Source organism: Ferrovibrio sp. (assembly GCF_019636075.1).
In the GTDB taxonomy this organism is placed as follows: domain Bacteria; phylum Pseudomonadota; class Alphaproteobacteria; order Ferrovibrionales; family Ferrovibrionaceae; genus Ferrovibrio.
This window is the reverse complement of record NZ_JAHBYG010000001.1, coordinates 37,905-63,089: the sequence shown is the minus strand read 5'-3', so window position 1 is coordinate 63,089 and position 25,185 is coordinate 37,905. Positions and strand designations below refer to the sequence as shown.

Annotated in this window: 23 protein-coding genes; 8 read left to right on the top strand and 15 right to left on the bottom strand. The window is 58.8% G+C overall.

The features are described 5' to 3' along the window. Positions 1-10: 10 nt before the first annotated feature. Genes KF827_RS00270 through KF827_RS00260 form a run of 3 tightly spaced genes read right to left on the bottom strand, consistent with a single transcriptional unit; the run spans position 11 to position 2,003 of the window. On the bottom strand, positions 11-613 hold the full coding sequence (locus KF827_RS00270) for a glutathione S-transferase family protein (protein WP_290997874.1): 603 nt from the start codon (positions 611-613) through the stop codon (positions 11-13). An 18-nt stretch (positions 614-631) separates the two neighbouring features. Then, positions 632-1,504 (bottom strand): sulfurtransferase, encoded by an 873-nt coding sequence (locus tag KF827_RS00265; protein ID WP_290997871.1) that lies wholly within the window; start codon positions 1,502-1,504, stop codon positions 632-634. 4 nt (positions 1,505-1,508) lie between these two features. Further along, positions 1,509-2,003 (bottom strand): flavin reductase family protein, encoded by a 495-nt coding sequence (locus KF827_RS00260; protein ID WP_290997868.1) that lies wholly within the window; start codon positions 2,001-2,003, stop codon positions 1,509-1,511. A gap of 162 nt (positions 2,004-2,165) precedes the next feature. Between KF827_RS00260 and KF827_RS00255 the strand changes: the two genes are divergently transcribed. Continuing rightward, complete coding sequence (locus KF827_RS00255; protein ID WP_290997865.1) at positions 2,166-3,836, top strand: alpha/beta hydrolase; 1,671 nt, start codon at positions 2,166-2,168, stop codon at positions 3,834-3,836. A gap of 46 nt (positions 3,837-3,882) precedes the next feature. On the opposite strand, the gene KF827_RS00250 is transcribed toward KF827_RS00255, so the two are convergent. The 11 genes from KF827_RS00250 to KF827_RS00200 all read right to left on the bottom strand — a co-directional run bounded on the left by KF827_RS00250 (position 3,883) and on the right by KF827_RS00200 (position 16,657). Then, a complete protein-coding gene (locus tag KF827_RS00250) occupies positions 3,883-5,490 on the bottom strand; it encodes an acyl-CoA carboxylase subunit beta (protein WP_290997863.1) in 1,608 nt (535 codons plus the stop codon). A gap of 32 nt (positions 5,491-5,522) precedes the next feature. Continuing rightward, positions 5,523-6,020, bottom strand: a complete 498-nt coding sequence (locus KF827_RS00245; RefSeq protein WP_290997860.1) for a biotin/lipoyl-containing protein — start codon at positions 6,018-6,020, stop codon at positions 5,523-5,525. Next, entirely contained in the window at positions 6,020-7,492 is a 1,473-nt protein-coding gene (locus KF827_RS00240) for a biotin carboxylase N-terminal domain-containing protein (RefSeq protein ID WP_290997857.1), read from the bottom strand. The genes KF827_RS00245 and KF827_RS00240 overlap by 1 nt, the downstream gene beginning before the upstream one ends. A 63-nt stretch (positions 7,493-7,555) precedes the next feature. Continuing rightward, complete coding sequence (locus KF827_RS00235) at positions 7,556-8,734, bottom strand: ABC transporter substrate-binding protein (protein ID WP_290997852.1); 1,179 nt, start codon at positions 8,732-8,734, stop codon at positions 7,556-7,558. Between the two features lie 24 nt (positions 8,735-8,758). Next, positions 8,759-9,805, bottom strand: coding sequence for a branched-chain amino acid ABC transporter permease (locus KF827_RS00230; protein WP_290997850.1), 1,047 nt, complete (start codon positions 9,803-9,805; stop codon positions 8,759-8,761). After that, complete coding sequence (locus tag KF827_RS00225; RefSeq protein ID WP_290997847.1) at positions 9,805-10,677, bottom strand: branched-chain amino acid ABC transporter permease; 873 nt, start codon at positions 10,675-10,677, stop codon at positions 9,805-9,807. Before KF827_RS00225 ends, KF827_RS00230 begins: the two co-directional genes overlap by 1 nt. Next, the gene (locus KF827_RS00220; protein WP_290997844.1) at positions 10,677-12,533 is read right to left on the bottom strand and encodes a long-chain fatty acid--CoA ligase; all 1,857 of its coding nucleotides are present in this window, start codon (positions 12,531-12,533) and stop codon (positions 10,677-10,679) included. Before KF827_RS00220 ends, KF827_RS00225 begins: the two co-directional genes overlap by 1 nt. Positions 12,534-12,535: 2 nt before the next feature. Further along, entirely contained in the window at positions 12,536-13,300 is a 765-nt protein-coding gene (locus KF827_RS00215) for an ABC transporter ATP-binding protein (RefSeq protein ID WP_367273100.1), read from the bottom strand. Further along, entirely contained in the window at positions 13,297-14,097 is an 801-nt protein-coding gene (locus KF827_RS00210; RefSeq protein WP_290997836.1) for an ABC transporter ATP-binding protein, read from the bottom strand. The genes KF827_RS00215 and KF827_RS00210 overlap by 4 nt, the downstream gene beginning before the upstream one ends. Positions 14,098-14,099: 2 nt before the next feature. After that, a complete protein-coding gene (locus KF827_RS00205; protein ID WP_290997833.1) occupies positions 14,100-14,825 on the bottom strand; it encodes a TetR/AcrR family transcriptional regulator in 726 nt (241 codons plus the stop codon). Next, the gene (locus tag KF827_RS00200) at positions 14,822-16,657 is read right to left on the bottom strand and encodes an acyclic terpene utilization AtuA family protein (RefSeq protein ID WP_290997830.1); all 1,836 of its coding nucleotides are present in this window, start codon (positions 16,655-16,657) and stop codon (positions 14,822-14,824) included. Before KF827_RS00200 ends, KF827_RS00205 begins: the two co-directional genes overlap by 4 nt. A gap of 450 nt (positions 16,658-17,107) precedes the next feature. On the opposite strand from KF827_RS00200, the gene KF827_RS00195 reads away from it, so the two are divergent. The 7 genes from KF827_RS00195 to KF827_RS00165 all read left to right on the top strand — a co-directional run bounded on the left by KF827_RS00195 (position 17,108) and on the right by KF827_RS00165 (position 23,975). Further along, positions 17,108-18,325, top strand: coding sequence for an acyl-CoA dehydrogenase family protein (locus KF827_RS00195; protein ID WP_290997827.1), 1,218 nt, complete (start codon positions 17,108-17,110; stop codon positions 18,323-18,325). A gap of 35 nt (positions 18,326-18,360) precedes the next feature. Further along, positions 18,361-19,350 (top strand): alpha/beta hydrolase, encoded by a 990-nt coding sequence (locus tag KF827_RS00190; protein ID WP_290997824.1) that lies wholly within the window; start codon positions 18,361-18,363, stop codon positions 19,348-19,350. 128 nt (positions 19,351-19,478) lie between these two features. Further along, entirely contained in the window at positions 19,479-20,204 is a 726-nt protein-coding gene (locus KF827_RS00185; protein WP_290997820.1) for a TetR/AcrR family transcriptional regulator, read from the top strand. Further along, positions 20,197-21,822 (top strand): methylmalonyl-CoA mutase family protein, encoded by a 1,626-nt coding sequence (locus KF827_RS00180; RefSeq protein ID WP_290997816.1) that lies wholly within the window; start codon positions 20,197-20,199, stop codon positions 21,820-21,822. The genes KF827_RS00185 and KF827_RS00180 overlap by 8 nt, the downstream gene beginning before the upstream one ends. A gap of 8 nt (positions 21,823-21,830) precedes the next feature. Then, complete coding sequence (locus KF827_RS00175; RefSeq protein ID WP_290997813.1) at positions 21,831-22,259, top strand: cobalamin-dependent protein; 429 nt, start codon at positions 21,831-21,833, stop codon at positions 22,257-22,259. Beyond that, a complete protein-coding gene (gene meaB / locus KF827_RS00170; protein ID WP_290997809.1) occupies positions 22,256-23,203 on the top strand; it encodes a methylmalonyl Co-A mutase-associated GTPase MeaB in 948 nt (315 codons plus the stop codon). The genes KF827_RS00175 and meaB overlap by 4 nt, the downstream gene beginning before the upstream one ends. A 28-nt stretch (positions 23,204-23,231) precedes the next feature. Then, positions 23,232-23,975, top strand: coding sequence for a crotonase/enoyl-CoA hydratase family protein (locus tag KF827_RS00165; RefSeq protein ID WP_290997807.1), 744 nt, complete (start codon positions 23,232-23,234; stop codon positions 23,973-23,975). 15 nt (positions 23,976-23,990) lie between these two features. On the opposite strand, the gene KF827_RS00160 is transcribed toward KF827_RS00165, so the two are convergent. Next, positions 23,991-25,127, bottom strand: a complete 1,137-nt coding sequence (locus KF827_RS00160; protein ID WP_290997804.1) for a nitronate monooxygenase family protein — start codon at positions 25,125-25,127, stop codon at positions 23,991-23,993. Between the last annotated feature and the right edge of the window lie 58 nt (positions 25,128-25,185).

Below are 25,185 nucleotides of genomic sequence, written 5' to 3'. Positions count from 1 at the left end.
CATCACCCAATCAATTGCTTGCCGGCGCGGTGGATTTGAAAGAGGGCCGCTGCGAAAAAACAGCGAACCAGGCGGCCAATTTCGGATGCGCAGCACGCCAATCTTCGTGCGGGAATCTGATATCCAGATATCCCAGCGTTGCCGCCACAGCGATTGCCCCGATATGTACGCCATCCAAGCTGGCAACCTGGCCTTCCAGCCAATCAAGTCCGGCATCGGAAGAACGCTTCCACAAAACCATGTCTTCCGGGCTTTGCCTTTCAACGGGACGCAGGGATTCGTTGCGGCGCGGGATCAACGCATCGATGATGCCATCCGCGACCGCCTGCAGGCGCAATGCGATGAAACGCGGCTCGCCGGAAGCCGGCAGGATATTCTGCCCCGGCTTGCTCGCAATCAAATATTCCGCGATGACCGGACTGTCGAACAGCGTGAAACCTTCGCGCACCACAAGCGCCGGAATACGAAACAGCGGATTTACGGCGGCAAAACCCGGATCGGCCTGGCGCACGGCGATAGGCTGCAAGCTCACAGCATCCTGCATGCCGAGTTCGACCAGCACCATCCGCACCTTGCGCGAATATGGGGAGAATTCACTGTAATATAACTGCATGGCTCGTCTTCATCGTTGCTAAGTTGCTACTGTCTGTGGTGCAATCGCAGCGGCTTCCTGGCGGCGGCCCCATTCTGCAAAGGAGCCGTCATACACCGCCATTTCGCCAAGACCTGCCTTCTGGGCGGCAAAAGCCAGAATGGCTGCCGCGATTCCCGAGCCGCAGGTGGCAATCAGGCGGCGCTCTCTCAATGCAGCGCGCTCCAGCCCCGTTGCCGCCTCGAATGCTTTTAGGATTTCTTCGTCGGATTTGAGCAACCCTCCAGGCAACATCAACGCGCTTGCCGGCAGGCTGCAGCTATTCGGGATGGCACCGCGCGCCTTGGTCCATGGCTCTGACGCCTCGCCCCGGAAACGATCGGCGGGCCTGCCATCGATCAACAGATCCTTTGCTTGCAATGCTACGATGCCATCATAAGCAACAACCAGATGATCTCTGGGTTTAAGGTGCGGTAGAGCGGTTAGCCGCGCGGCCTTCCCCTGGCCCTGCTCGATCGGCAGATTCCTGGCAATCCAGGCAGGAAAGCCCCCGGACAGAATCCGCACATCATCGAATCCGAAACGGCGCAAGCTCCACCACACACGTGGGGCGGAGCGCAGGCCATGACGGTCGTAGATCACGATAGGTTTGCGGCCCGTGACGCCCAAGCTGGCGATATAAGCTGAGAATTCCTGTTGCGTCGGCAACATATGCGGCAATGCCGTATTGCGGTCGGCGCAAGCCTCGATATCGAAGAACCGCGCGCCGGGAATATGCCCCGCCTCATAAAGCGCGGCCGCATTCTCGGGTTCCGCAGCTGCGTAATACCCAGCATCAAGGATATCCGCCGAACCGGCCTGCTGCATGGGCAGAAATTCATCCACGGAGAGAAGATCCGCACCGTTCGTCATCTGCTCAGACCGCCGCTCGTTGAAGCGCAAGCTGCGTGAATCTACCGTCGCAAAACACCAGGGCTTCCGCGTCGGATGCCGCAAAATCGATCAACCTGGCAATATGAACCGTATGATCGCCAGTGGGATAAGCCGCATAAGGCACGCATTCGAAACGGACGGCAGCCTGCTTCAGTCTTGGCGGAGAACCAGCCTCCATCTCCCAATCCTGTGGGCCGAATATCCGCCCCTGCCGCCCAGCGAAATCCACCGCCAAGCGATGCTGCTGCAGGTTCAACACATTGATGCAATAGCGGCGGATATCTCGAAATGCCTCGTAATAGCTTGAGCGCTGATCGAGCGACCACAAGACAAGCGGCGGATTAAGTGAAACCGATGAGAAGGAATTGATCGTTAGCCCGATATTGCCGCCTTGCGGACTGCATGCGGTGAGAATTGCAACGCCGGTGGCAAAACGACCGAGGGCATTGCGCAGCCGACGGACATCCCGATCGGCCAAGACTTGCCGATTGCCATCGCCTCGCGGCAATGCGCTGCATTCCACCCCTCTCATCATATAAACCGCACCCCGCAGACATATGTTAGGAATTTTTTGTATTTCTTATATTATGGTATTTACAGAATATCGATCAACATATTTTTTCATGATGTGGGAATTTAGATGAAACGTGGCTTTATCAGCCTCCCCAACGGGCATCTGCACATTTGCAGTGCAGGGCAAGGGCCATGGCTGCTCTGTTTGCATGAATCGCCACGCTCTGGGCGGCAATTCGCAGAAGAAATGCAACAATGGCGACAGAGCTTCACTATCCTGGCGCCGGATACGCCCGGATATGGCCTATCGGATCATTTGCAAAACAACGATCCCGGCATCGCCGATTTCGCCGACGCAATTGCCAATCTACTCATTGCGTTACAGGCACCGCCGGTCGTCGTGCTTGGCCGGCATACCGGCGCATTGATTGCCGCCGAATTGGCCGCGCGACACCCTAAACGCGTGCATGCTTTGCTGCTGCAGGGGTATCCGATCCCTTCGCCAGATAGTCGTGCGTTATATCTGGAGCGCTATTTTCAAGAACCGAATCTGGACTGGAGCGGAGCCTATGCAATCTGGTGGTGGTACCGGCTACGCGAGCAACATATCCATTGGCCATGGTTTGCACAGGGCCAGTCGCGCGCGCGCGCCATGCCCCCCTCACCCGCAGATTTGCATCTCCGCTACATAGAATGGTTGGAATCCGGCCCGCATTATATCAGCGCCTATTTGCCGGCCTTCCGGGAAGACAGCCTGCAGCGATTAGCACACGTGCACTGCCCAATGATTTTCTGCAGCGATGCCAGCGATTCTCTGCATGGCACAAGGCTTCGCCTGCCTGAGAATTGCCGGCATGAAGAGCTAAGCGCGGATCCCGCGCTGCGGAGCGGGGAGCTATTGGCCTTGCTGCGCGAACTGAGTATCGGCATATCCGGCATTAATCAGCCCAAGGTGAATATACCGCAGGCAACCGAACGGTATTACCTGGCTCAGGATGACGCCAGGATACATGTGAGGGAATACAACCCCGCACAACAAGCATCCGAGCCAGCCATTCTGCTTTTGCCGCCCTGGCCGGGCTCGCATCGCGATGTTGCCGAACTAGCCAGCCTGCTTGCGCGCAAACGGCGTGTCATCGTCGTCGACCTTCCGGGCCAAGGAGATGGCGCACCATTATCGGCCGAGATGCAAACGCCGGACAGCCTTCTGGCGCATATGAGCAATGCTTTGGAGAAAGCCATTTCTTATCTTGGCCTTGAAAGGCCCCATGTCATTGCGCATCAAGGCAGCGCGCGCATCCTGCAATATCTCTGTACGACGCGGCGAAACCAATTCGGTCGCATCGCCATGCTCGCGCCGCGCATGTCTCCGCAAGACAAGACATCCGAATTCAGATGCGGCGACATGATGATGGAAAACGGAGCCCATCTCATGCAGATCTGGCATGATCTGCGACAAGCTGAATTGTTCTTTCCCGCAGACTCCAGTCATCCCGACCAGGCCCTGGCAGCTGGCCGTTCTTTGTCTCCGCAAATTTTATGGCGCCGCTTTATCGGCGCTGTAAAACACACCCATATCCATTCCATGGTATTGCAGGCCGGCAGGCAATTCGGCGAACAACGCGCCGATGCGGATATGCTGGTTCTGGACAATGATGATAAAGGCTTGCAGCCATTTTCCAGCCATTGCCTTACAGAAATTCTCCGCGACGACAGCCCCGAAACGGCAGCGAATAGGCTGAGCGCATTCCTGAACCTGGCACCATCTTCATTCGGCTTCGAGCCAAATATCCGGTAAATCCTGTAATGCGCAGGTTGGGCAGTGGGCTCAGGTGGGCCCGCCTTCAGAAGCGGAACACGCCATAACCCGCTTCTCCCAACGGTGCACAGAGCGATGCCGAGATCGCCATGCCAAGGGCATTGCGGGTATCTATCGGGTCGATCAGCCCATCATCCCACAATTCCGATGTGGCGTAATAGGCCGACAATTGATCCTGATAGGCCTGCAAGGTTTCCCGATAGACCTGTTCCACCTCGGCTTCGCTGGATGTCTGCCCGCTCCGCTGCATCTGGCGCAACTTCACATCGGCTAGCGTGCGAGCGGCTTGTTCGCCCCCCATTACGCCGATCTGATGATTGGGCCAGGAAAACAGCAGACGCGCATCGAAAGCCCTGCCGCACATGCCATAATTTCCAGCCCCGAAGGAGCCATGGCACATGACGGTGAATTTGGGCACCCGCGTGCAGCTCTGCGCCATGATCATCTTGGCGCCATCCTTGGCGATGCCCTTTTCCTCATATTGTCGGCCCACCATGTAGCCGGTGATATTCTGCAGGAAAATGATTGGCGTGCGGTTCTGGTCGCAAAGTTCGATGAAATGTGCGGCTTTCAACGAACTATCGTTGAACAAAACGCCATTATTGCCAAGGATACCCACCTTCCAGCCATGGATATTGGCATAGCCGCAAATCAGCGTGGATCCGTAGGATGGCTGGTATTCATGGAAACGGCTGCCATCCACCAAACGGGCAATCACTTCCCGGATATCGAAGGTTTTCTTGATGTCGTCGGGGATGATGCCATAAAGCTCTTCTGCGGCATAAAGCGGTGTTTCTGGCGTTGAGCGCTGCAAGGACCATTTCGGCGCTGTATCCCACTGCGCCACAATATCCCGGCCGATCGCTATCGCCTGCGCTTCATTGCCCGCTGCATAATCGCAAACGCCGCTGATGCTGGTATGCATGTCGGCTCCGCCCAATTCCTGCACACCCACCACTTCACCCGTTGCGGCTTTTACCAATGGTGGTCCACCGAGAAAGACCGCGCCATTGCCGCGCACGATCACGTTGTAATCGCTCAAGGCCGGAATATATGCCCCGCCCGCAGTGCATTGGCCGAAAACCAGCGACAATTGCTTTACGCCCATTTTAGACAAAATCGACTGATTGCGGAAAATACGGCCTGCTGCCTGCCTATCGGGAAAGATTTGATCCTGCAGCGGCAAAAAACCACCAGCGGAATCGCAAAGATGGATCACCGGCAAATGATTCTCTATGGCAATATCCAATAACCGCACGATCTTCTTCACCGTATGCGGATACCAGGCCCCGCCTTTCACCGAAGGATCATCCGCGCGGATCAACACCTCGCGCCCAGCCACGATGCCAAGACCTGAAACGCAGCCGGCGCTGGGCGCTTCGCCGCCATAAGCGCGATTGGCAGCCAAGGTGGAGAATTCGAGAAAAGGCGTGCAAGGATCCAGCAATGCCTCGATGCGCTGGCGCGCCGTCATCTTGCCATCACGCGCCAGACGATCGAGATCGCGCTGCGGGCGCAATTCCCGCGCCTGCTGCTGCTTTTCGCGCAACTCTGCGGCCAATCGGCGATTATGCCGATAATGCTGTTTGAAATTCGCGCTGGTGGTGTCGATATTGGATCTGAAAACGGACATACCCTACTCCATCTGCCCTTACGCCAACGGCCTCAGGTCGCTTCCGGCCGCAGCGAAACCAGCACCGCGCCTTTCTCAAACACCGCCTGTTCGGCTACGTGAATGCAATCCACGATGCCATTACGCGGGGCTATTATGGCAGTCTGCATTTTCATGCTTTCGATGGTGATAATGGTCTGCCCCTTCAAAAGTTCCTGCCCCTCGCTGCAAGCAATCGAGACCACCATGCCTGGCATGACGGCACTGATGCTATCCCGGTCGCCGCCTTCATCTTCAGCATTACCGCCCAGAGCTTCTTGCCGCAGCCGGAGGGTCTTACCATTCAGGCGCAAGAAACATTCACCGCCCTGGCGATAACGCCACCCGGCATAAACCACGCCATTCACAGCAAGACGTATGGGGCCATTCTCCCCATCAGCATCAACGGATACCATTGCCGGCACATCATTAATCCGCATCTGCAAGCCATTGCGGCGGCCGGTCAATTCCACTGCCAATATATGATCGCCATGCCTAAGGATTTCCGGCATCAATTCCTCCAATGGCCAAGGCTGGCGTGAAAATCGGAGATGCCGAACGCAGCGAGACGAAAACCGTTATCGCCTAAAACCGCTGCAATTGCGGCTGCCCGCTCCAGGTCTGCCGGCCAAGCGTCGCGCAACAACGCACCGCTGTGGTCTGCCAGAAAACCAGTATGCAAATCGCCCTGAAGAAAAGCCGCATGATCTACAATGCGCGCCAGGTAATCCAAATTGGTATCCAAACCGAGTATGGCGGTCTGCTGCAAAGCCTGTAGCAACTTGTCGATCGTCGCCGCACGCGAGTTGTCATGCGCAATCAATTTGGCCAGCATGGAATCGAATGCCGGCGTGATCGCCTGTCCCTGGCTAAGCCCGGAATCGAAACGCGCCAGTTCCGATGGAGGCTCGGCCAGCAATCCGATCAGGCCGATGGCAGGCGCAAAATCATTCTCCGGGTCTTCAGCGCAGATGCGCACCTCGATGGCATGGCCAGTTGGGCGTAAATCCTGTTGCCTGATCCCAATCCCCTGACCTGCGGCAATGCGGAATTGCAGTTCCACCAGATCAAGGCCGTAAATCATCTCGGTGACGGGATGCTCTACCTGCAAACGCGTGTTCATCTCCAGAAAGAAGAAGTCTCCGCCCGGCGATAGGATGAATTCAACCGTGCCGGCATTGCGATAGCGCGCCGCCTTGACCAGATCGACCGCCGCGGCGCAAATGCGCTGCCGCAAGCCTTCCTCGAGATTGGCGGCAGGTGCTTCTTCAACGATTTTCTGGAAACGGCGCTGAATCGAACATTCCCGTTCGCCCAGATGAATCGCGTTGCCTTCGCCATCGCCGAAGACCTGCACTTCGATATGGCGGGGGCGCTCGATATACCGCTCGGCATAGATGCGGCCGGAACCGAAATAACGCTGCGCTTCCGAGGCTGCGATTCCAGCGCGCGCAGCAAGCTCTCCTGCATCGCGCACGATGCTCATTCCCTTACCGCCGCCGCCGGCCGAGGCTTTTATCAGCAATGGGAAACCGAGTTTGCCGGCTTCCGCCACGAAATTGTGCATATCGCCATCATGCGACACGGCTCGCGATACGGGCACCCCGCAAGCAATAGCGAATTCACGCGAGCGGACTTTGTCGCCCATCAGGCGGATAGCGGCGGCATCGGGGCCAATGAATGCGATGCCTGCCTGCTGGCAGGCCTCGGCAAAATCGGCATTCTCCGATAGGAAGCCGTAGCCCGGGTGGATGCAATCGGCTCCGTATTTTTGCGCGATGGAAATCAGGCCTGCCGCATCCAGATAAGCTGCTGCCGGGCTGGGGCCATCGATCTCCACGGCAATATCCGCCATGGCCACATGGCGGGCCAGGCGATCTTCATGGCAATAAAGCGCGATGCTTTTGATGCCAAGCCGCTGTGCCGTGCGGATGATGCGGCAGGCAATTTCACCGCGATTGGCAATCAAGACAGTGTTGAACATGGGAGGCAATTTTCTGCTTTCCAGTCAGGCCGGGAGGCGCCATCGCACCTCCCGGAACCGAACTCAGTATTCAGCGAACGGAGTGCGTTCGACCAGCTTGTTTTCCGTCGACATCACTTCGATCACACGGATCGCTTTGGCGGCGATGTGATCTTTGCCGAAAGACAACGGGGGCGTAATGCCGGTGGTATCCACATTCTTGTTGCTGGCCAGCTTTTCGCTCACGCAATCGCGGGTAACGTTCTTGCCGCAGGTCTTGATGGCATTGAACATCAGCAGGCTGCTCACATAGGCGGTCACCGAATAACGGCTCATATCCGCCTGCTCCGCAGCACTGAGATACTGCGTTGCCAATTTGCGGAAATGCGCCGTACCTTCGCTATCCAGGGTCGACACATAATCGGCCGAGAAATAATTCATGCCGGTCGCTGCGGCCAGCTTGACCACAGGGGCCAGCATGCCAGTGGGCACCGATGTGACGGGGATGTTGAGCTGATATTTCATCAGCTCTTTCATCATCGCCGGAGTCTCGACCACCGGACCGCCGGAAATCAGCCAGCCGATGCCGCTGGAGCGGAGCTTCAGAACCTCGGCGCTGAAATCCGACTGACCCCGCTTGAAGCGGATCGGCGGAATGGTCTCCACCTTCAATTCTGCCTCGGCGCGCTTAAATGCCAATTCCACCTGGTTGCCGAAATCATCATCCTGGCGCAGCAGACCGAGTTTGCCCTTGGGGCTGCGGTTTTCCTTGATGTATTTCAGTTGGGCAAACAGCATGTCTTCATAGGATGCGCCCAGCATGAAAATATTGGGGCGCACCGGATTCACCGCCGCCAAACTGGGCGACAGAGTGACGATGGTGGGCACTTTTTCTTCTTCCAGCACCGGCAGCATGGCTGCCAGGCCGGCATTGCCGCTGGTGCCGATCAGGGCGAACATGCCATCCGCCAGCATCTTCTTCAGCGATTGGAACGAGCGTGCCGGTACATAACCGTCATCCTCGGTCACAACCTTGATCTTGCGGCCATTGATGCCTCCAGCCGCGTTGATCTCGGCCGCGGCCACCACAGTGCCGAGATGCGCCGCGCGGCCGGTTATCGCCGCGGCTCCCGACATCGGCAGCACATTGCCGATGACAATCTCGGTATCCGTTACACCCTGGCCCGATGCCCATGCCGGACCCGTTGCCCAGACCATGGCTGCTGCGGCCATGATGCCAAGGCTATGCATTGTGCGTTTCATGCGTTCCTCCGGTTATATTTTCGTTCAGATGGGGAGAGGCCAGTTGATCCAATACCTTTTTGTTTTCATCCAAATACCAACCAAGCCGCCGGACTCGACGCGTAGAATGATGATGACAATGGCGCCAATCAGAAGGCCGCGAACTTCGTAGACATAGTTCGAATAGGCGGTCTTCATTTCCGGGGTAAGGAAATCCAGCAGGATGCGCACGCCCTCCGGCAGAAGCACGATGAAGGCGGCGCCAAGAATCGAGCCCGCCACCGAACCGAGGCCGCCGACGATAATCATCGCCAAGGCTTCGATGCTGATCAGCAGGTCAAAAACTTCGACGTTGATGAAACGCAGGCGCAATGTGGTGAGCGCGCCGGCGAGCCCGACAATCGACGAACTGACGAAAAAAGCGAGCAGTTTGTAATGCACCAGATTGATGCCCATCACCTGGGCGGCGATGTCGTGATCGCGGATGGCTATCCAGGCGCGGCCGATACGGGTGCGCATCACATTCAGCGCAAACAGCGAAACCAGCAGCAACAATATGCCGACGAAATAATAGAATCCCACATCGCTGGCGATATCCATGCCCAGCATGGTCGGATTGGCGATACGCACGCCGAATGGGCCATGGGTCAGATTTTCGGAATACAATATGAAATGCGTGACGATCAGCGAAAAAGCCAAGGTGGTGATGGCAAGATACAATCCCTTCAGGCGCAAGGACGGCACGCCAATCACCAAGCTGAGCAACCCGGTGAAAATCGCCGCAGCGGGCATCGCCGCCTCAGCCGGCCAGCCATAATCGGCCATCAGCAAAGCGCAGGTATAGGCGCCCACGGCCAGAAAGCCAGCCTGTCCCAACGATATCAGCCCGGTCGTGCCCGTAAGCAAATTCAAGCCGATGGCGCCGATAGCCGCGATACCCACAGCAGAGGCCATTACCAATGTATAAGTCGGCACCAGGCCAGGCAAAGCCAGCAGCAGCAGGATCAACAGGCCGACCCAAAACCAGGTGATCGGATTGTCGCTCAGCGCCACAAGCTGGCGGTAATCTTCGACTGCATGTCCGCTGCGCATCACACTCTCTCAAGATCGCGCCGTCCGAACAGGCCGTAAGGCCTGATCATCAGGACCAGGATGATGATGACAAAGCCGGAAATCTCCTTGAGACCCTGGCCGATATAGCCTTCCGACAGATTGGCCGAGACGCCGACCAGCAGGCCACCCAAAGCCGAGCCCAAAGGCGCATCCAGGCCGCCCAGGATGCTGGCGGGAAAAGATTGCAGACCAAGGAACCACATGCTGGGCGAGCGCGAGAAAGCCAGTGCGAAGCAGACGCCGGCCAAAGCGGCAATAATGCTGGAAATCGCCCAGGCCAGGGAGTGGATGCGCCGCACATTGATGCCCATCAGCAGCGCTGCGCTTTCATCCAGCGCCGTGGCGCGCATGGCCGTGCCGACGCGGGTGAAGCGCATGAAGGCCCAGATGCCGACCGACACCAGCAGGAAAACAGCCAAGGCGAAAACCTGTTCGGAGAACAGAACGACGGGTCCGATTTCCAACAAGCCGCCCTTCACGGACGCATCGAACCCTTCGGCATTCACCCCCCAGAGCAGGATGGTGAGGCTGCGGATGACGATCGCCAATCCCATCGTGGCCATGATGATGGCAAAGGGCGGTTCCCCCATCATCGGACGGATGATGGCGTATTCCACCAACCCTCCGATCAATGCGGCAATCACGCAAACCAATGGCAGCATCAACCAGAATGGCAGGGCCAAGGTCATGCCCAACGACCAGGCGATATAGGCGGTGAGCATCATCATCTCGCCTTGTGCGAAATTCACCACGCCTGTGGTTTTGTAGATCACCGAAAAGGCCATGGCGATCAGGCCATACATGGCGCCCAACACAAGGCCGCTGGCGGTTATATTGAGCAGGTAGTCCATCACGAAGCGCCCACGGATTGATAGATACGCTGGATTTCGGCGGCATAGATCTTTTCAATGGCAGAACGGCGTACCTTCATCGTGGCCGTCACCTCGCCATCGTCGTGATCAAGCTGCTTGGGCAGGATTTCGAATTTTCGAATGCTTTCCACGCGGGCGAATTCGGTATTCACCTCGGCGATCCAGGCGCCTATAAGCTCGCGCACCTCGGGCAGACCGCTCAGGCTTTTGTAGTTCGTATAAGCCAGGCCCCTGCCCTGCGCCCATTTTCCCACGGTGTCGTAGTCGATTTCGATCAACGTGCTGAGGAAATGCCTGCCGTCGCCGATCAGAATCGCCTCACGCACATAGATCGAATCCTTCAATCGGTTCTCGATCAGCGATGGCGTAACATTCTTGCCGCCGCTGGTGATGATGATGTCTTTCTTGCGGTCGGTCACATAAAGCGAGCCATCTTCTGTCAAGCGGCCGATATCGCCGGTATGCATCCAGCCATTATGTACGGCCTGCTGAAAGGCCGCTTCATCGTTGAGATAACCGCTGAACATCGCCCGCGTACGCACCAGGATTTCGCCATCAGGCCCAAGTTGCTGTTCGAAAGTGGGCAGCGGCCTGCCCACCGATCCATGCAGGGTGTTGCCCGCGTGCTGGCTATGCGACACGCCGCAAAGCTCGGTCATGCCGTAGACCTGGTAAACCCGGATGCCAATTCCCCAAAAGAACCGCAGCACTTCGGGCGAGATCGGCGCACCGCCGCACAGGCAGATGCGGGCGCGATCCAGGCCGAGGCGTTTTTGCAGCGCACGGAAACAGATAGCCCAGAGCGCAAAAGCCAGCAGCCGATCCGTCATGCCGGAAAACCGGCCGCCCCTGGCCAGCCGCCGATCGGCAATGCCGCCGCCCAAGGCTAAACAGCGCTGCAATACCCAACGCGGCAGGGCCCGGGTATCCTGCATACGCACCATGATGGATTGCTGCAGCTTCTCCCAGATACGCGGCACGCCCAGGAAAGCGCGCGGCGCCACTTCGCGCAAATCGCGCGCTACGGTATCCACCGATTCCGCGAAGCTGACCGAACTGCCATTGACAAGCTGCATCACCGTGGAACAAAGCCGCTCCGCCACATGGCAAAGCGGCAAATAGGCCAGAACGCTCCAACTATCACTGTCTATGCCATGCAGCCGGCGGATCTGCATCGCGCCATGGATCAGGCCGCGATGGCTGAGCATGGCTCCTTTGGGCAGCCCGGTTGTGCCTGATGTATAGACGATAACGGCAATATCCTCGGGCGAAAGCGCATCGATCATCGCTTCGACAGCCGGCTCACCGGCCTCGCGCTCACGACGGCCAAGCGCTAGCAAATCTTCGAAGCTCATGAGCATGGGATGGTCGTATTTGCGCATGCCCTTCATATCGACGCAGATGATCTTGCGCAGATTGGGCAATGCGCCGCCTTTATCCAGCACATCGAACATCTTGTCGGTCTGCTCCTGGTCGCCGCAAACGACGAAGGCGCTGCCGGAATGTTGTAGGATATAGCGCAGTTCCGGCCAGGGATTGGTGGGATATACCCCGATGCAGGAACCGCCGAGTGCTTGGGTGGCGAGATCGGCATACATCCATTCCGGGCTGTCATCCCCGGCTATGGCGAGAAAATCGCCACGTTTGAAGCCGAGCGCAGACAAGCCAAGTGCACAATCCAGCACATTGCGATAATATTCGGCAAAGCTGATCCGGCGCCAAATCCCCAGATGTTTCTCACGCAAGGCCGTCGCACCGGGCATGCTGCGCGCCCAATGGCGCAACAGGCCCGGCAGGGTCATTATTTCCATATTATCCGGCAGACGTGCAGCCATGCTCAGGCTCTCCCCAGATAGGCCTTGATCACGGCGTCGGATGCGGAAACCTCGGCTGGCGTGCCGTCGGCAATCAACTGCCCGTAATTCAGCACCGTTACGCGGTCGGAGATATCCATCACGAAATGCATATCGTGCTCGATCATCAGGATGGTGATATCGAGGGTTTCGTTGATATCGAGAATGAAGCGGCCGATATCTTCGGTTTCCTCGCCATTCATGCCGGACACCATTTCATCCAGCAGCATCAGCTTCGGCCCCACTGCAAGCGCGCGCCCCAGCTCCACGCGTTTTTGCAGGCCGTATGACAGCGCCCCCACCGGCGTATCCCGCAGATCCTCGATCTCCAGGAATTCGATGATTTCTTCCACTTTTTCGCGCGCGCGGATTTCCTCCTGCCGCGCGCGACCGAAGAAAATGCCGGCTTCGAGTAAGCCGGTGCGGGTGCGATGATGCATGCCGACCAGCAGATTCTGCACCACCGTGGCATGGCCAAACACCGCGAGATTCTGGAACGTGCGGCCGATGCCAAGGCCGGCCAAACGGTCTGGCCGGGTCTTGTGCAATGGATGTTCCTCGAACAGTAATTCGCCCTCGCTGGGCTGCACCAGGGCGCTGATCATATTGAACATCGTGGTTTTGCCGGCGCCATTCGGGCCGATCAGCGCATGAATATTGCCGCGTTGGATATCGAAGCTGACATCATTGACCGCCACCAGGCCGCCAAAGCGCTTAGACACATTACGCACTTGCAACAAAGCACTCATGACAGCCACCGCTTACGGCGTTTGTAGTGCTTCACGTCGCGAAAGCTGCGCCGGCCGCCGCCCGTGGCGCTGCCGAGATAGAATTCCTGGATATCGCGATTGGAGGCTAGCTTGTCGGCCGGCCCATCCAACACAACGCGGCCATTTTCCAGCACATAACCATAATGCGCCACGTCCAGGGCCTGCACGGCATTCTGTTCCACGAAGAGGACGGACAGACCCTCTTCCTTGTTCAAGCGCACGATGGTCTCGAAAATGATCTGCACCACCTGCGGCGCCAGCCCCAATGAAGGCTCATCCAACATAAGCAATCGCGGGCGCGACAGCAGCGCACGGCCGACGGCAACCATCTGCTGCTCGCCGCCGGAAAGCAGGCCCGCCAATTCGCTGCGCCGGTTGGCAATGCGGGGGAACAGATCGTAGATCCGCTGCAAGCCATTGGCGATTTCGCCGCGCTGGCGGGTATAGGCCCCCATCACCAGATTTTCTTCCACGGTCATGGTATCGAACAGCCGGCGCCCTTCCGGGATATGGATCAATCCGCTGCGCACGATATGGTCCGCCGATGCACGGGTTAAATCCTGGCCATCGAACCGAATGCTGCCATGCAGCACCTCGCCATCCTCGGGATAGAGAATGTTGGAAATGGCTTTCAGCAGAGTGGATTTTCCGGCGCCATTCGGCCCCAGCAAGGCGACAATCCCGCCTTCCGGCACGGTAATCGATACATCGCGCACAGCCTCGATGGTTTTGTCGTAAAGGATTTGCACATTGGTGACGTTGAGGATGTCGGCCATGATCAGGCCCCGCCATCTAATCGGCCATTCAGCCGGTCTACGGATTTTTCCAGCCGCATCATGGTGGCTTCCAGGCGCGCCAGGCCGGCGCTTTCGGCGCTATGGTTCGCAAAGCTGCGATAGACCACATCCGTGATCATATCGGCTGTGGCTTCGGGATCGAAATTGCCCACGCCGGATACATAACGCCAGGTATGATGCTCGATGCAGCCATAGATCAGATCGCGCACAATCACCAATGGCAACTCGCGCCACAATTCTCCGCTGGCAATCCCGCTTTCCACGATTTCCAGCACATGGCGCGTATAGCGGCGATTGAGTTCATGCACCGGAGAATTCAGATAATCAGGGCTTACGCGGATCTGCCGGAAGAAAATGGAGACCAACTCCGGATTCTCATGAATCGATTTGAGGTGATGCCAGATCATGAAGCGCAGGCGATTCCATAAGCCGCGCACCCCGGCGAGCTGGCGGTCGTAATCCGCCAGAACCTCCTCGTACCAAAGCTCGACCACGCGCAACAACAATTCGCGTTTGCTATCGAAAAAGCGATAAATCGAACCTTCCACCAAACCGGCGCGCTGAGCGATCTCGGTAATAGAAGTGTCGTCGTAGCCACGCTCACGAAATACCGCACGTGCTGCCGCCAGAATATCGGCCAACCGCTTTTCACGCGGCTGGCGCGTGCGGATCTGGCTGGGGCGGATCGGGCTGGGATTGGCGCTCATTCAGCCGCACTCGCCATCTTTGGGGCGTTGTCGGCAGCAATCGCATCATGCTGCAACCACGCCGCAGGCACAGGCACGTGGAAATCCATCAATATCTGCGCATAGGTCTTGCCTTGGGGATCATGGCGCAGCGAAGCCATGCCGCCGCCGCCCAGGGCTTTGTGCAGCATGAAATTGAACCCATGCAGGCCGGGCCAATCGAAACGCCGCACCGGACCCTCTGCCAGATGCGCGAAATATTCCCCAACCGCCTGCGCCGTGAGCGCCGCGGCAATCGCCGGCAGAAAATCCGGGTGCCGCGCCAAAACACCGATATTGGCAATGTCGCCTTTGTCGCCGGAACGGCCATGGGCGATGCGGATCAGCGGCACAGCGATAAGATCGCCAGACAACGGCGCCGAAAGCGGATCGGGCAATATCGCAGAGGCCGGTTGCGGCCGCACGGGAATATCCGGCATGGCCACAGCATGGCGCCGGCCCTGGAAATCAACCTCAGGCAACGCCCTGTCTTTCGGCAGCAGAAAGGAAAACAATCGCACCACCGGGGTGACGGCCGGCCGGCCGCCGGCAAACCCCGTCAGCCCCTGGGCCATGGCCGTGCCGGCGGGAAAGATTTCCCGCGCGAAAAGTTCGAGGGCGCGCTTATCCGCATGGGACGCTGCTATCTTGATAATGGCTTCGCGCGTAGCGCCCGCGCGGCCATGCGGCCCATAGATCGCTTCCGCCCCCAGAATTTCTACCGATGTGGCGGAAAAATCCGCCAGACCCGCTTCGCGGATCAACCGCCTGCTGCGCGACAGCACGGCCTCGGCCACGGCCCGGCCTTTTTGTGCCGCTTCGCGTCCGCCGATCATCATCATCGCAGTGGCACGATAACCATCGGCATAGGTGGCACTCACCTTGTATTCGCCACCAGGGGCGCTGCCACGTGCGCCACTTACCTGCACACGATCCGGCCCAACCTGCCGCAGATCGATTTGCGAGAAATCGCACACCACATCCGGCAGCGCATAAGCCGCCGGATCTCCCACTTCGTAAACCACTTGTTCGGCAATCGTGGCCGGCGTGATCAAGCCGCCGGTGCCGGATGGTTTGGTGACGACAAAGCTGCCATCGGCGGAAACCTCGGCAATCGGGAAACCCATATGGTCCCAGCCCGGCACCTCGCGCCAATCGGTGTATAAGCCACCCGTGGCCTGGGCGCCGCATTCCAGGATATGGCCCACCAGGCTGCCAGCCGAAAGCCGGTCGTAATCCTCGGGCGACCAGCCGAATTCGTGCATCAAGGGCGCCAATGCCAGTGCACTGTCGGTTACGCGGCCGGTCACCACGATATCGGCACCAAGCTGCAACGCCTTCACGATACCCGGCGCGCCGAAATAGGCGTTGGCGCTGAGCAGGCGCGTCGGCATCGGCGTGCCGCTGAACATCTCGGACACGCCCTCGGCCCGCAATACTTCTGCCTGCGGCAACAGATCGTCGCCCAAAACCGCTGCGACTTTCAACGACAGGCCAGCGGCATCGATCGCCGCCTGCAGGGCATCGCGACAAGCCAGCGGATTGACGCCACCGGCATTGGTGATCACCCGTATGCGGCGCGCCGACAATTCAGCCAATAGCGGCTGCATGGCGTGCAGCACGAAATCGGTGGCATATCCAAGCTCCGGCGCCTTGGCCTTGGCCCGCACCAGCAGCGACATGGTGACTTCGGCCAGGTAATCCATGATCAGGTAGTCGATGCCGCCAGACAGCACCAACTGGCGCGGCCCTTCGGCGGAATCGCCCCAAAAGCCGCCACCGCAGCCGATGCGTATGACTGCAGGCCCATTCATGCCGCAGCCCCGGCCTGCAAGGGTAGGCGTAGCTTATTCCCCTTTAGATTGGTATTGCAGGCAACAGCTTCCCGGCCGCGCCCAATGCCCCTGGCATCGCGCAAATGCTTCTCTCCCTGTTCGATGCGATATCTCGCATCGGTTTGAATGAACATAATTCATTATCTTTCGGATTGTCAAGCAGGCGTTTCACGGGCGAATGGAGCGCCTGTTTCCGGATCGCCAAAAAATATTATAGTTTATTGATATAATTGTATTTATTTAATAATTCAACGCCAATCCAACCCCTCCCGCAGAAACAGTGAACGGCTTTCTTATCACCCGTATTCGGTAAAAAATTGACTCTGATTCATTCTCTTAATATATCTCACTCATTAATTGTCAGGGCCGGCAGGCACATACGCTGATGCTGCGAGAAGCTCTGCGGAACAAGGGAGGGAAGACGCCGCCATGCAAAATCCAATCAAAGAAAATTCTACTAATAGTAGCAATCATCAAATTGGGCCGGGCTTTTCCCTCACTCCGGAACAGCAGGAAATCCTGGATGGCGTAGACCGCTTTGCTAAGCGCGAGCTATACCCCTTGGCACGCCGGATGGACGACGAGGAATGGTGGCCTGAAGGCATCATGCGGCGCTTCGGCGAACTGGGCTATCTCGGCATCACCATCCCGGAATCCCATGGCGGCCAGGGTGCCGATCTGCTGACCAGCGGCCTGGTGCTGCAAGCCATATCGCGCTGGAACGGCGCCATCTCGTTGGCCTGGATCGCGCATGACAATCTTTGCCTGAACAACCTGTTCCATCATGGCAACGAAGATCAACGCCAGCGCTTCGTGCCCAAGCTTTGCAGTGGCGAATTCATCGGCGCCCTGGGCCTTACCGAACCCGGAGCGGGCTCAGATGCCCTAGGCTCGATGACCACCACCGCACGCCGCGAAGGCGACAATTACATCCTGAACGGCCGCAAGATTTACATCACCAACGGATCGATAGCCGATGTGCTGCTGATCTATGCCAAAACCTCGCCTGAAAAGGGCCCGCATGGCATTTCCGCCTTCCTGGTGGAAAAGGATTTCCCCGGCTTCGGCGTGGCGCAAAAACTGGTGAAGATGGGTTTCCGCGGCAGCCAGACGGCCGAGCTGGTATTCGACAATTGCGTGGTGCCGGCCCGCAATCGGCTAGGTGCGGAGAACGAAGGATTGAAGATCGTGATGAGCGGACTAGATCTCGAACGCTCTATGATCTCTCCGATCTGCCTCGGCATCTGCGAACGCGCCCTCACGCTCTCCATCGAATATGCAAAAACCCGCAAGCAATTCGGCAAGCCGATTGCAGCCTTCCAGCATATCCAGGGCAAGATCGCCGAAATCTATGCCCTGACCGAGAGCATGCGCGCCCTTACCTACCGGGTTCTGGCCGAGGCAGGCGCAATGACGACCGGCGAACAGGGGCGCGGCAGCATTCATGCGCTGACCGCCGCTTCGGTGATGATGGCGGCCAATGGCATGAACCGAGTGCTTGATGAGGCGGTGCAAATTCATGGCGGCAGCGGCTATATTTGGGAAAGCGAAATCAACCGCCTGTTCCGCTGCACCAAGCTGTTGGAAATCGGGGCCGGCACCACGGAAGTGCGGAAAATGATTATTGCCGGCGAATTGTTGCGCTAAGCTCGCCCCTGATTTCGGCCAAGAGGAATCGCGGTATGCAGATGGCTATGCGGCAGGCTTCGACCACCGCCTCAGAAGCAGTATCCGCCGTGGGGCATGCCGCCCCCGGTTGGTATCAGACGGCCATAGCGGCGCAAACGCAAAGCCGCTACCTCAACGTGAGCGGAGCCCGCATCCATTATCGCGTCTGGCAGGATGCTTCGGCGCCAGGCGCGGCGGATGCAAAGCGCGGTTTGGTTTTCGTGCATGGCAGCGCGGCGCATAGCCATTGGTGGGACCATATCGCGCCCTGTTTCGGCGAAGATCACAGCCTGGCCGCGCTCGATCTCAGCGGCATGGGCGAAAGCGATTCGCGGCAACATTACGATATCGAAACCTATGCCGCCGAGTTGGCCGCCATATTGCTAGACAGCGGATTCTGCGCTGCCGGCCGGCCCAAGCCGATCATCGTCGCGCATAGTTTCGGCGCTTTCGTTGCAGCCCATGCCGCGCACCGCCATTCAGACCGCTTCGGCGGCTTGATAATCGTCGATTCCCATCTTGCGGTGCCGGAAGGTCTGCGCCGGGATGTGCATTTTCCCTTCATCGTCTCGCCACGACATTATGCCTCAGCCGAAGAAGCCCTGGCCCGGTTTCGGCTGATTCCGCCACAGCCATCGCCCAATCCGTATATTGTTCAACGCATTGCCCAGCATTCCCTGAAACAGACCGAAGCGGGCTGGACATGGAAATTCGATGGCAGCCAATTCGCTGAAGGCAATGTCGGCACCGATATCTTCTATTCCACCGAAGCGCTGCTGCGGGAGATCCGCATCTCGGCGGCGATAATCCATGGCAGCGAAAGCGTGCTTGTGAATGCTGCAATCGCACGCCATACCGCAGCCTGCTTCGGCAGCGCCGTGCCGGTGATCGAGATACCAGGCGGCCATCATCATTTGATGATCGACCAGCCGGTTGCCTTGATTGCCGCAATCCGCGCCCTTCTGGCCGCTGGTTTTGCCGCAGAACGGCCCATAAATGAATAGTATTCATATTATCATTCCGTGGTGTTTATAGGCTTAAAGTATAGGCGTGTGTGATTTCCTGCTTTCTTGTTGACAAGACAGGCAGGAGAAAATATGAATCTAATTCACTATCGAGGGCGGAGGCTTTCATGGCGCGTGAACCGGCAGCGAAAAATGGGCGGAGACAAGACCGCGAACAACAGATTCTGGCGGCCGCCCGCAAGCTGTTCCGCGAACGCAGCTTCGATGGCACCAACATCTCCGATATCGCTGCCAAGGCCGGCACTGCTACGGGCACGGTCTATCTCTATGCCGAGGATAAAACGCATCTGCTGCATCAGGTGCTCGCCGCCTTCGTGGAAGACCTGACGCAGGAATTGGAGGAGGGCCTCACCCATCTGCATGATCCGCTCGAGCGCGTGCGCTATGTGGTGGGCAAGCATCTGGAAACTCTGCTGGCCGAGCCGGAACTCTGCGCTCTGTTCGTGCGTGAAGTGCATATGGGCGGGCGCAGCGGTTCGCGCCTGATGCAATCGCTGAAGCAGCGCTATTCCAGCGTATTGACCAAGGTGCTGGATGAAGCCATGAGCGCCGGCGCCATCCGCGCGGATATCCCGTTGGGTGTCGCCCGCAGCGTGGTATTCGGCGGGCTCGAACAACTCACCCTGAAAACCTGGACCGGCCGCGCCCCGGTGGACTTGCGTTCGGGCACCGAAGGATTGATGCGCGTGCTGCTGCCTCATTCGGCCGCCAATGAACCGGCAGCGCCGCAAACCATAGATGTCGCATTGAAGCGGCTGGAAGCCATAGCCGACAGGATGGAGCGCAGCCTGCCGGACGATAAGAAAAAACGCGCGGAGGAAACCGATGAGTGACAATGATCGCTTCACGGCCTCGGGCATCGGCCTGAAGCCGTATTACACCCGCGAAGATTTTGCCGAAACCACGGAAGCGCGCCGCCCCGCCATGCCGGGCAAGCCGGATTACAGCCGCGGCATTTTCGAACAGGGCTATCGTTCCGCCCCGTGGATCGAAAGCTTTGCTTGTGGCTATAGCCTGCCGGAAGAGACCAATAAACGCGCCAAATTCCTCGCCCGCACCGGCCAGAAGGGTTTCCAGGGTCGCGCTTCGATCAATCTGGTTTTCGACCGCCCCACCTTCTGCGGCCTGGATAGCGACCATCCGCTGGCCGAAAGCGAAGTAGGCAATATCGGCGTCATCATCGACTCGCTCGACGATATGGAGCGGCTGTTCAAGGATTTCCCGCTCGACAACCTGAATGTCGGCTTGATCGTGGATCGCTCCGGCCCCTTCATCATGGCGATGTATATCGCGCTGGCCGATCGCCAGGGCATCCCACGCGACAAGCTGCGCGGCATCGTCACCAACAATCCCCTCACCGATATGTTCTGTAGCAAGACGCCGATGTTTCCGGCCCAGGCCAGCATGCGCCTGATGGCCGATTGCATAGCGTTCTGCGCGCAGGAAACGCCGAAATTCAACACTTGCCGCATCAATGCCTACAATACGCGTGAACTGGGTGCCAATGCGATCCAGGAAGTCGGCTTCAACCTGGCCATCGCCCGCGCCGTGGTGAAGGAGGGCGTGAAACTGGGCATGACGCCGGACGATGTGGCCCGCCGCATCAATTATCAATTCAGCCAAGGTCCGGATTTCTTCGAGGATATCTGCAAGGTGCGCGCCGCCCGCCGCATCTGGACCCGCATCCTGATCGATGAATTCGGCATCAAGGACCATACCGCCGCGCGACTGAAAATCCATTCGCAGACCGCCGGCTCCAGCCTCACAGCGCAGGAACCGCTGAACAATATCGCCCGCATCGCCATCCAGGTGGTGCAGGCCGCGCTATCGGGCACCCAGAGCATGCATGTGGATGCTTATGACGAAGCCTTGGGCATTCCCACCGAAGAATCCGTACGCGTTGCCGTAAAGACTTCAAAGATCGTGATGCATGAAACCGGCATCTGCAATGTGGCCGATCCTCTGGGCGGTTCTTATTATGTCGAAGCGCTGACTGACGAGATCGAACGTCGCTGTGTGGAAGTGATGGACGAAGTCGAACGGCTGGGCGGCGTGGCCGTAGCGCTGGATACCGGCTATTTCGAACAGGAAATCGCCAACACTTCGTATCTGGAAAACCGCGAATACGAATCCGGCCGCAAGATCAAGGTGGGCGTGAATGCCTATCGTGAGGAAAATAGCTCCAGTTTCGGTGAAGTGGTCTTCCGGCCTGACGACGCGGTTTCCGCCATCGCCGTGAAGCGCGTGAAGCAGCTTCGCGCCCAGCGCGATCAGAAGGCGGCGCAAGCCTGCATCGAAGCGATCAAGCAGGCGGTGCGCAACAACGAACCGGTGATGCCGCGTTATGTGGAAGCCGCGAAGGCCAATGTCACCTTGGGCGAAATGGTAAGCGCGGTGGAATCCGTGGTCGGCCGGTTCCAATACATGCCCATCATCCCGAATGTCGCCTGAGGCAGATCATGCAAGAGAAACCCATTATCCGCATATTGCTGGCCAAACCCGGCTTGTGCACCCATGAAACCGGCGTAAAGCTGCTGGCCGCCGGCCTGCGCGATTCCGGCATGGAAGTGATCTATACCGGCGTATTCCAGGAGAAAGACAACATCGCCCGCGTGGCGCTGCAGGAGGACGTGGATGTCGTCGGCCTCAGCTATCTCAATGGCGGCCATGTGGCGCTGACCAAGGGCGTGATCGGCGCGTTGCAGGAAGTCGGGCGCGGCGATATCCCGGTGATCGTCGGCGGCATCATCCCCAAAGCCGATATTGAACCATTGCATGCCATCGGCGTGGCGGGGGTTTATGGCCCCGGCACGGCGATACCCGACATCGCAGAGGATATCCGCCGCATCGTCAGGGAAGCCTCCGCAGCGCCCGCCCTGGCGCCATGACGGCGCTGCCCCAGGCCGAGTTGCTGGAGCGTATGCGGGCCGGGGAGATCGGCGCGCTGGCGCGCATTATCAGCATCGTGGAGAATGAACGGCCGGGGTTCGAGCCTTTGCTGCGCGGACTGTATGCCCTGCCCGCCCGCAGCAACGCGATCGGCTTCACCGGTCCGCCGGGCGCCGGCAAATCCACCCTGATCAATGCCGTAATCCGCTGCCTGCGCCAGCGCGGTAAAACCGTGGGCATCATTGCCGTGGATCCATCCAGCCCGATCACCGGCGGCGCCATCCTGGGCGATCGCATCCGCATGGGCGAACATGTGAAGGATGACGGCGTATTTGCCCGCTCTCTGGGCTCGCGCGGTCATCTCGGCGGTGTATCGCGTGCTACCCGGCGCATCGTCGATTTGCTGCGGCGCTCCTGCCTGGATGTGGTGATCGTGGAAACCGTCGGCACCGGACAGTCGGAAGTCGAAATAGCCAAGATCGCCGATGTGAAGCTGGTGGTGAATGCCCCGGGCCTGGGGGACGATATCCAGGCCATCAAAGCCGGCATCCTGGAAATCGCCGATATCATGGTGGTGAACAAATCCGATCTGCCCGCCGCCGCCAGCACCAAACGACATCTGGAAATGATGCTGATGCTGCGCGCCGCCAACCGCGACGTTCCCGTGCTGGCCACGTCGCCGCTGCGCAATGAGGGCATAGAGGCCCTGGTGGATACCGCCGAGAGCCTGCTTGCCAGCCGCATACCGCTAGATTCCGCCAGCAATCGCGCCGATATCCGCAACATGATTGCCGAGCATGTGGCCAACACCGCCCGCCGGCGGCTGGGCCTGGATGGCGATCCGGCCCTGGCCGCGCAGATAGACGCGCTTTGCGATGCCTTTGCCGTTGGCGAATTGGGCATGAACGAGATCACCGCGCGGGCTTTGCGGCTGCTGGCCTGAGTAGTTTTACAGTATAGGAGCGCCTGCCTTGAAGAACGCCATCGAACTGATCCAGGACAACGACATTTCCATCCTCACAATGGATGATGGCAAGGTGAATCCCTTCTCCTTCGAAACCATCGCCCAATTCGAGAGCTGCCTCGATCGCGTGCCGCAGGATAAAGGCGCTTTGCTGATCGCCGGCCGGCCTGGGATTTTTTCCGCCGGTTTCGATTTGCGGGTGGTGCGCGGCGGCAGCAATGCGTTGTTACTGGACCTTGTTGAGCGCGGCGTGAATCTGCTGATCCGGGTGGCGCGCTTCCCCCGCCCTGTGGTGCTGGAATGCCACGGCCACAGCGTGGCGCTGGGCGCCTTTATGATGCTGGCGGCGGATTACCGCTTAGGCGCCGCCGGCGATTTTCAGATCGGCCTGAATGAAGTGCGCAACGGCCTGCCATTACCCAATTGCTTCCGCGTGCTGGCGCGCCATCGCATTCCCAATGCCTGGTTCGATCGCGCCTATATGCAAGCCGAAATGTATGCGCCCGAGGCCGCGATTGCCCCCGGCTTTCTCGACGAAGTGGTACCCGCAGCCGATCTGCGCACGGCCAGTCTTGCCCAGGCGCGCCGTCTGGCCACCCTGCCGCATCCTGCCTATCAGGTGGCGAAAGAGCGTGACCGCAACCGCCTGGCCCTCGCCATGCTGGAAGATTTCCGCGCCGATGCCATGAACGCATTTGCCGCCACCCTTTCGGATAGCGGCAATGCCACGCGCTCGGCCAATATCGCTTGATGGCTTAGGAGGCCGCTAACCGGCCTCCTCGAAAACTTCCGTCAGCCGCATAGTGGCTTCGGTCATTTCCTCCATCATCTCGCGCACGATCTCGCGTGCCGAAAGCGAGACATTCATCGCCCCCACGATCTGGCCAACCGGCGAAGTGATCAGCGCGCCGGCCCCGGTGCTACCATCCACCTTGCCGGATGCCGCGCTGGCAGCAATACGCTCGATATAATCGGCGATCAGCGCAGTCTGAAGCGGCGCCGGCAACGGCGCGGGGGCTTCCGGCCTGTCCCATTCATCGGACCAGGCCGTGCGCAGGAAGCGCGCATATTTCCCGGTAAAACACTTTGCGCGCACGGTCTCGTCGGAACCGGCTTCCAGCAATTTCTGCTTCATCACCGGCAAGAGATCGGACTCGGTGGAGGTGAGCCAGACCGAGCCGCACCAGACGCCCTGGGCGCCCAGCGCCAGCGCTGCGGCCACTTGCCGGCCACGTCCGATGCCGCCGGCCGCCAGCACCGGCAGCGGCGCCACGGCATCAGCCACTTCCGGCACCAGCACCATGCTGCCGATCTCGCCGGTATGGCCGCCCGCCTCATAAGAGGCTGCCACCACGAAATCGACGCCAGCCTGTTTATGACGGATGGCATGTTTGGCCTTGCCGGCCAAGGCGCCGATCAGCATGCCGCGCGCATGCGCCTTTTCGATCAATTGCGCTGGCGGCGTGCCGAGCGCGCTGACGAATACCTTCGGATTGTATTTGAACACCAGTTCCAGGATGGCGGCATTCTGCTCGGGGGTAAATTTGGTATCGCCCAGCAGGCCATGCAATTGATCGGCATTGGGATCCAGCGGCGGTACGCCAAATCGCTGCATCATCCCGTCCAGGAAGCGACGATGCTCGGCGGGAATACGCGCTTGCTTTTCCTCCTCGCTCACTTCCACATAGCTCATCGGCAACAACAGATCGATGCCATAGGGCTTGTCGCCCACCTGGCGCTCGATCCAGCGCAGATCGATCTCCACCTGCTCGGGCGTGTTCAAGGCTCCGCCATAAACGCCGATGCCGCCGGCATTCGACACCGCCGCCACCACATCCCGGCAATGTGAGAATGCGAAAATCGGATATTTGATGCCCAATTGCCGGCAAATAGCGGTCGTCATGACCTAGCCTCCCTGTATCTTCGATCTTTATACAGAGATAATGAACTATATTCACTTA

Coding starts and splice junctions, on each gene's coding strand:
- KF827_RS00195 (WP_290997827.1), top strand. CDS start 17,108: ATGCAAAATCCAATCAAAGAAAATTCTACTAATAGTAGCAATCATCAA.
- KF827_RS00270 (WP_290997874.1), bottom strand. CDS start 613: ATGCAGTTATATTACAGTGAATTCTCCCCATATTCGCGCAAGGTGCGG.
- KF827_RS00240 (WP_290997857.1), bottom strand. CDS start 7,492: ATGTTCAACACTGTCTTGATTGCCAATCGCGGTGAAATTGCCTGCCGC.
- KF827_RS00160 (WP_290997804.1), bottom strand. CDS start 25,127: ATGACGACCGCTATTTGCCGGCAATTGGGCATCAAATATCCGATTTTC.
- KF827_RS00185 (WP_290997820.1), top strand. CDS start 19,479: ATGGCGCGTGAACCGGCAGCGAAAAATGGGCGGAGACAAGACCGCGAA.
- meaB (WP_290997809.1), top strand. CDS start 22,256: ATGACGGCGCTGCCCCAGGCCGAGTTGCTGGAGCGTATGCGGGCCGGG.
- KF827_RS00175 (WP_290997813.1), top strand. CDS start 21,831: ATGCAAGAGAAACCCATTATCCGCATATTGCTGGCCAAACCCGGCTTG.
- KF827_RS00190 (WP_290997824.1), top strand. CDS start 18,361: ATGCAGATGGCTATGCGGCAGGCTTCGACCACCGCCTCAGAAGCAGTA.
- KF827_RS00225 (WP_290997847.1), bottom strand. CDS start 10,677: ATGGACTACCTGCTCAATATAACCGCCAGCGGCCTTGTGTTGGGCGCC.
- KF827_RS00245 (WP_290997860.1), bottom strand. CDS start 6,020: ATGCCGGAAATCCTTAGGCATGGCGATCATATATTGGCAGTGGAATTG.
- KF827_RS00215 (WP_367273100.1), bottom strand. CDS start 13,300: ATGAGTGCTTTGTTGCAAGTGCGTAATGTGTCTAAGCGCTTTGGCGGC.
- KF827_RS00180 (WP_290997816.1), top strand. CDS start 20,197: ATGAGTGACAATGATCGCTTCACGGCCTCGGGCATCGGCCTGAAGCCG.
- KF827_RS00220 (WP_290997844.1), bottom strand. CDS start 12,533: ATGGCTGCACGTCTGCCGGATAATATGGAAATAATGACCCTGCCGGGC.
- KF827_RS00250 (WP_290997863.1), bottom strand. CDS start 5,490: ATGTCCGTTTTCAGATCCAATATCGACACCACCAGCGCGAATTTCAAA.
- KF827_RS00200 (WP_290997830.1), bottom strand. CDS start 16,657: ATGAATGGGCCTGCAGTCATACGCATCGGCTGCGGTGGCGGCTTTTGG.
- KF827_RS00205 (WP_290997833.1), bottom strand. CDS start 14,825: ATGAGCGCCAATCCCAGCCCGATCCGCCCCAGCCAGATCCGCACGCGC.
- KF827_RS00230 (WP_290997850.1), bottom strand. CDS start 9,805: ATGCGCAGCGGACATGCAGTCGAAGATTACCGCCAGCTTGTGGCGCTG.
- KF827_RS00265 (WP_290997871.1), bottom strand. CDS start 1,504: ATGACGAACGGTGCGGATCTTCTCTCCGTGGATGAATTTCTGCCCATG.
- KF827_RS00235 (WP_290997852.1), bottom strand. CDS start 8,734: ATGAAACGCACAATGCATAGCCTTGGCATCATGGCCGCAGCAGCCATG.
- KF827_RS00255 (WP_290997865.1), top strand. CDS start 2,166: ATGAAACGTGGCTTTATCAGCCTCCCCAACGGGCATCTGCACATTTGC.
- KF827_RS00210 (WP_290997836.1), bottom strand. CDS start 14,097: ATGGCCGACATCCTCAACGTCACCAATGTGCAAATCCTTTACGACAAA.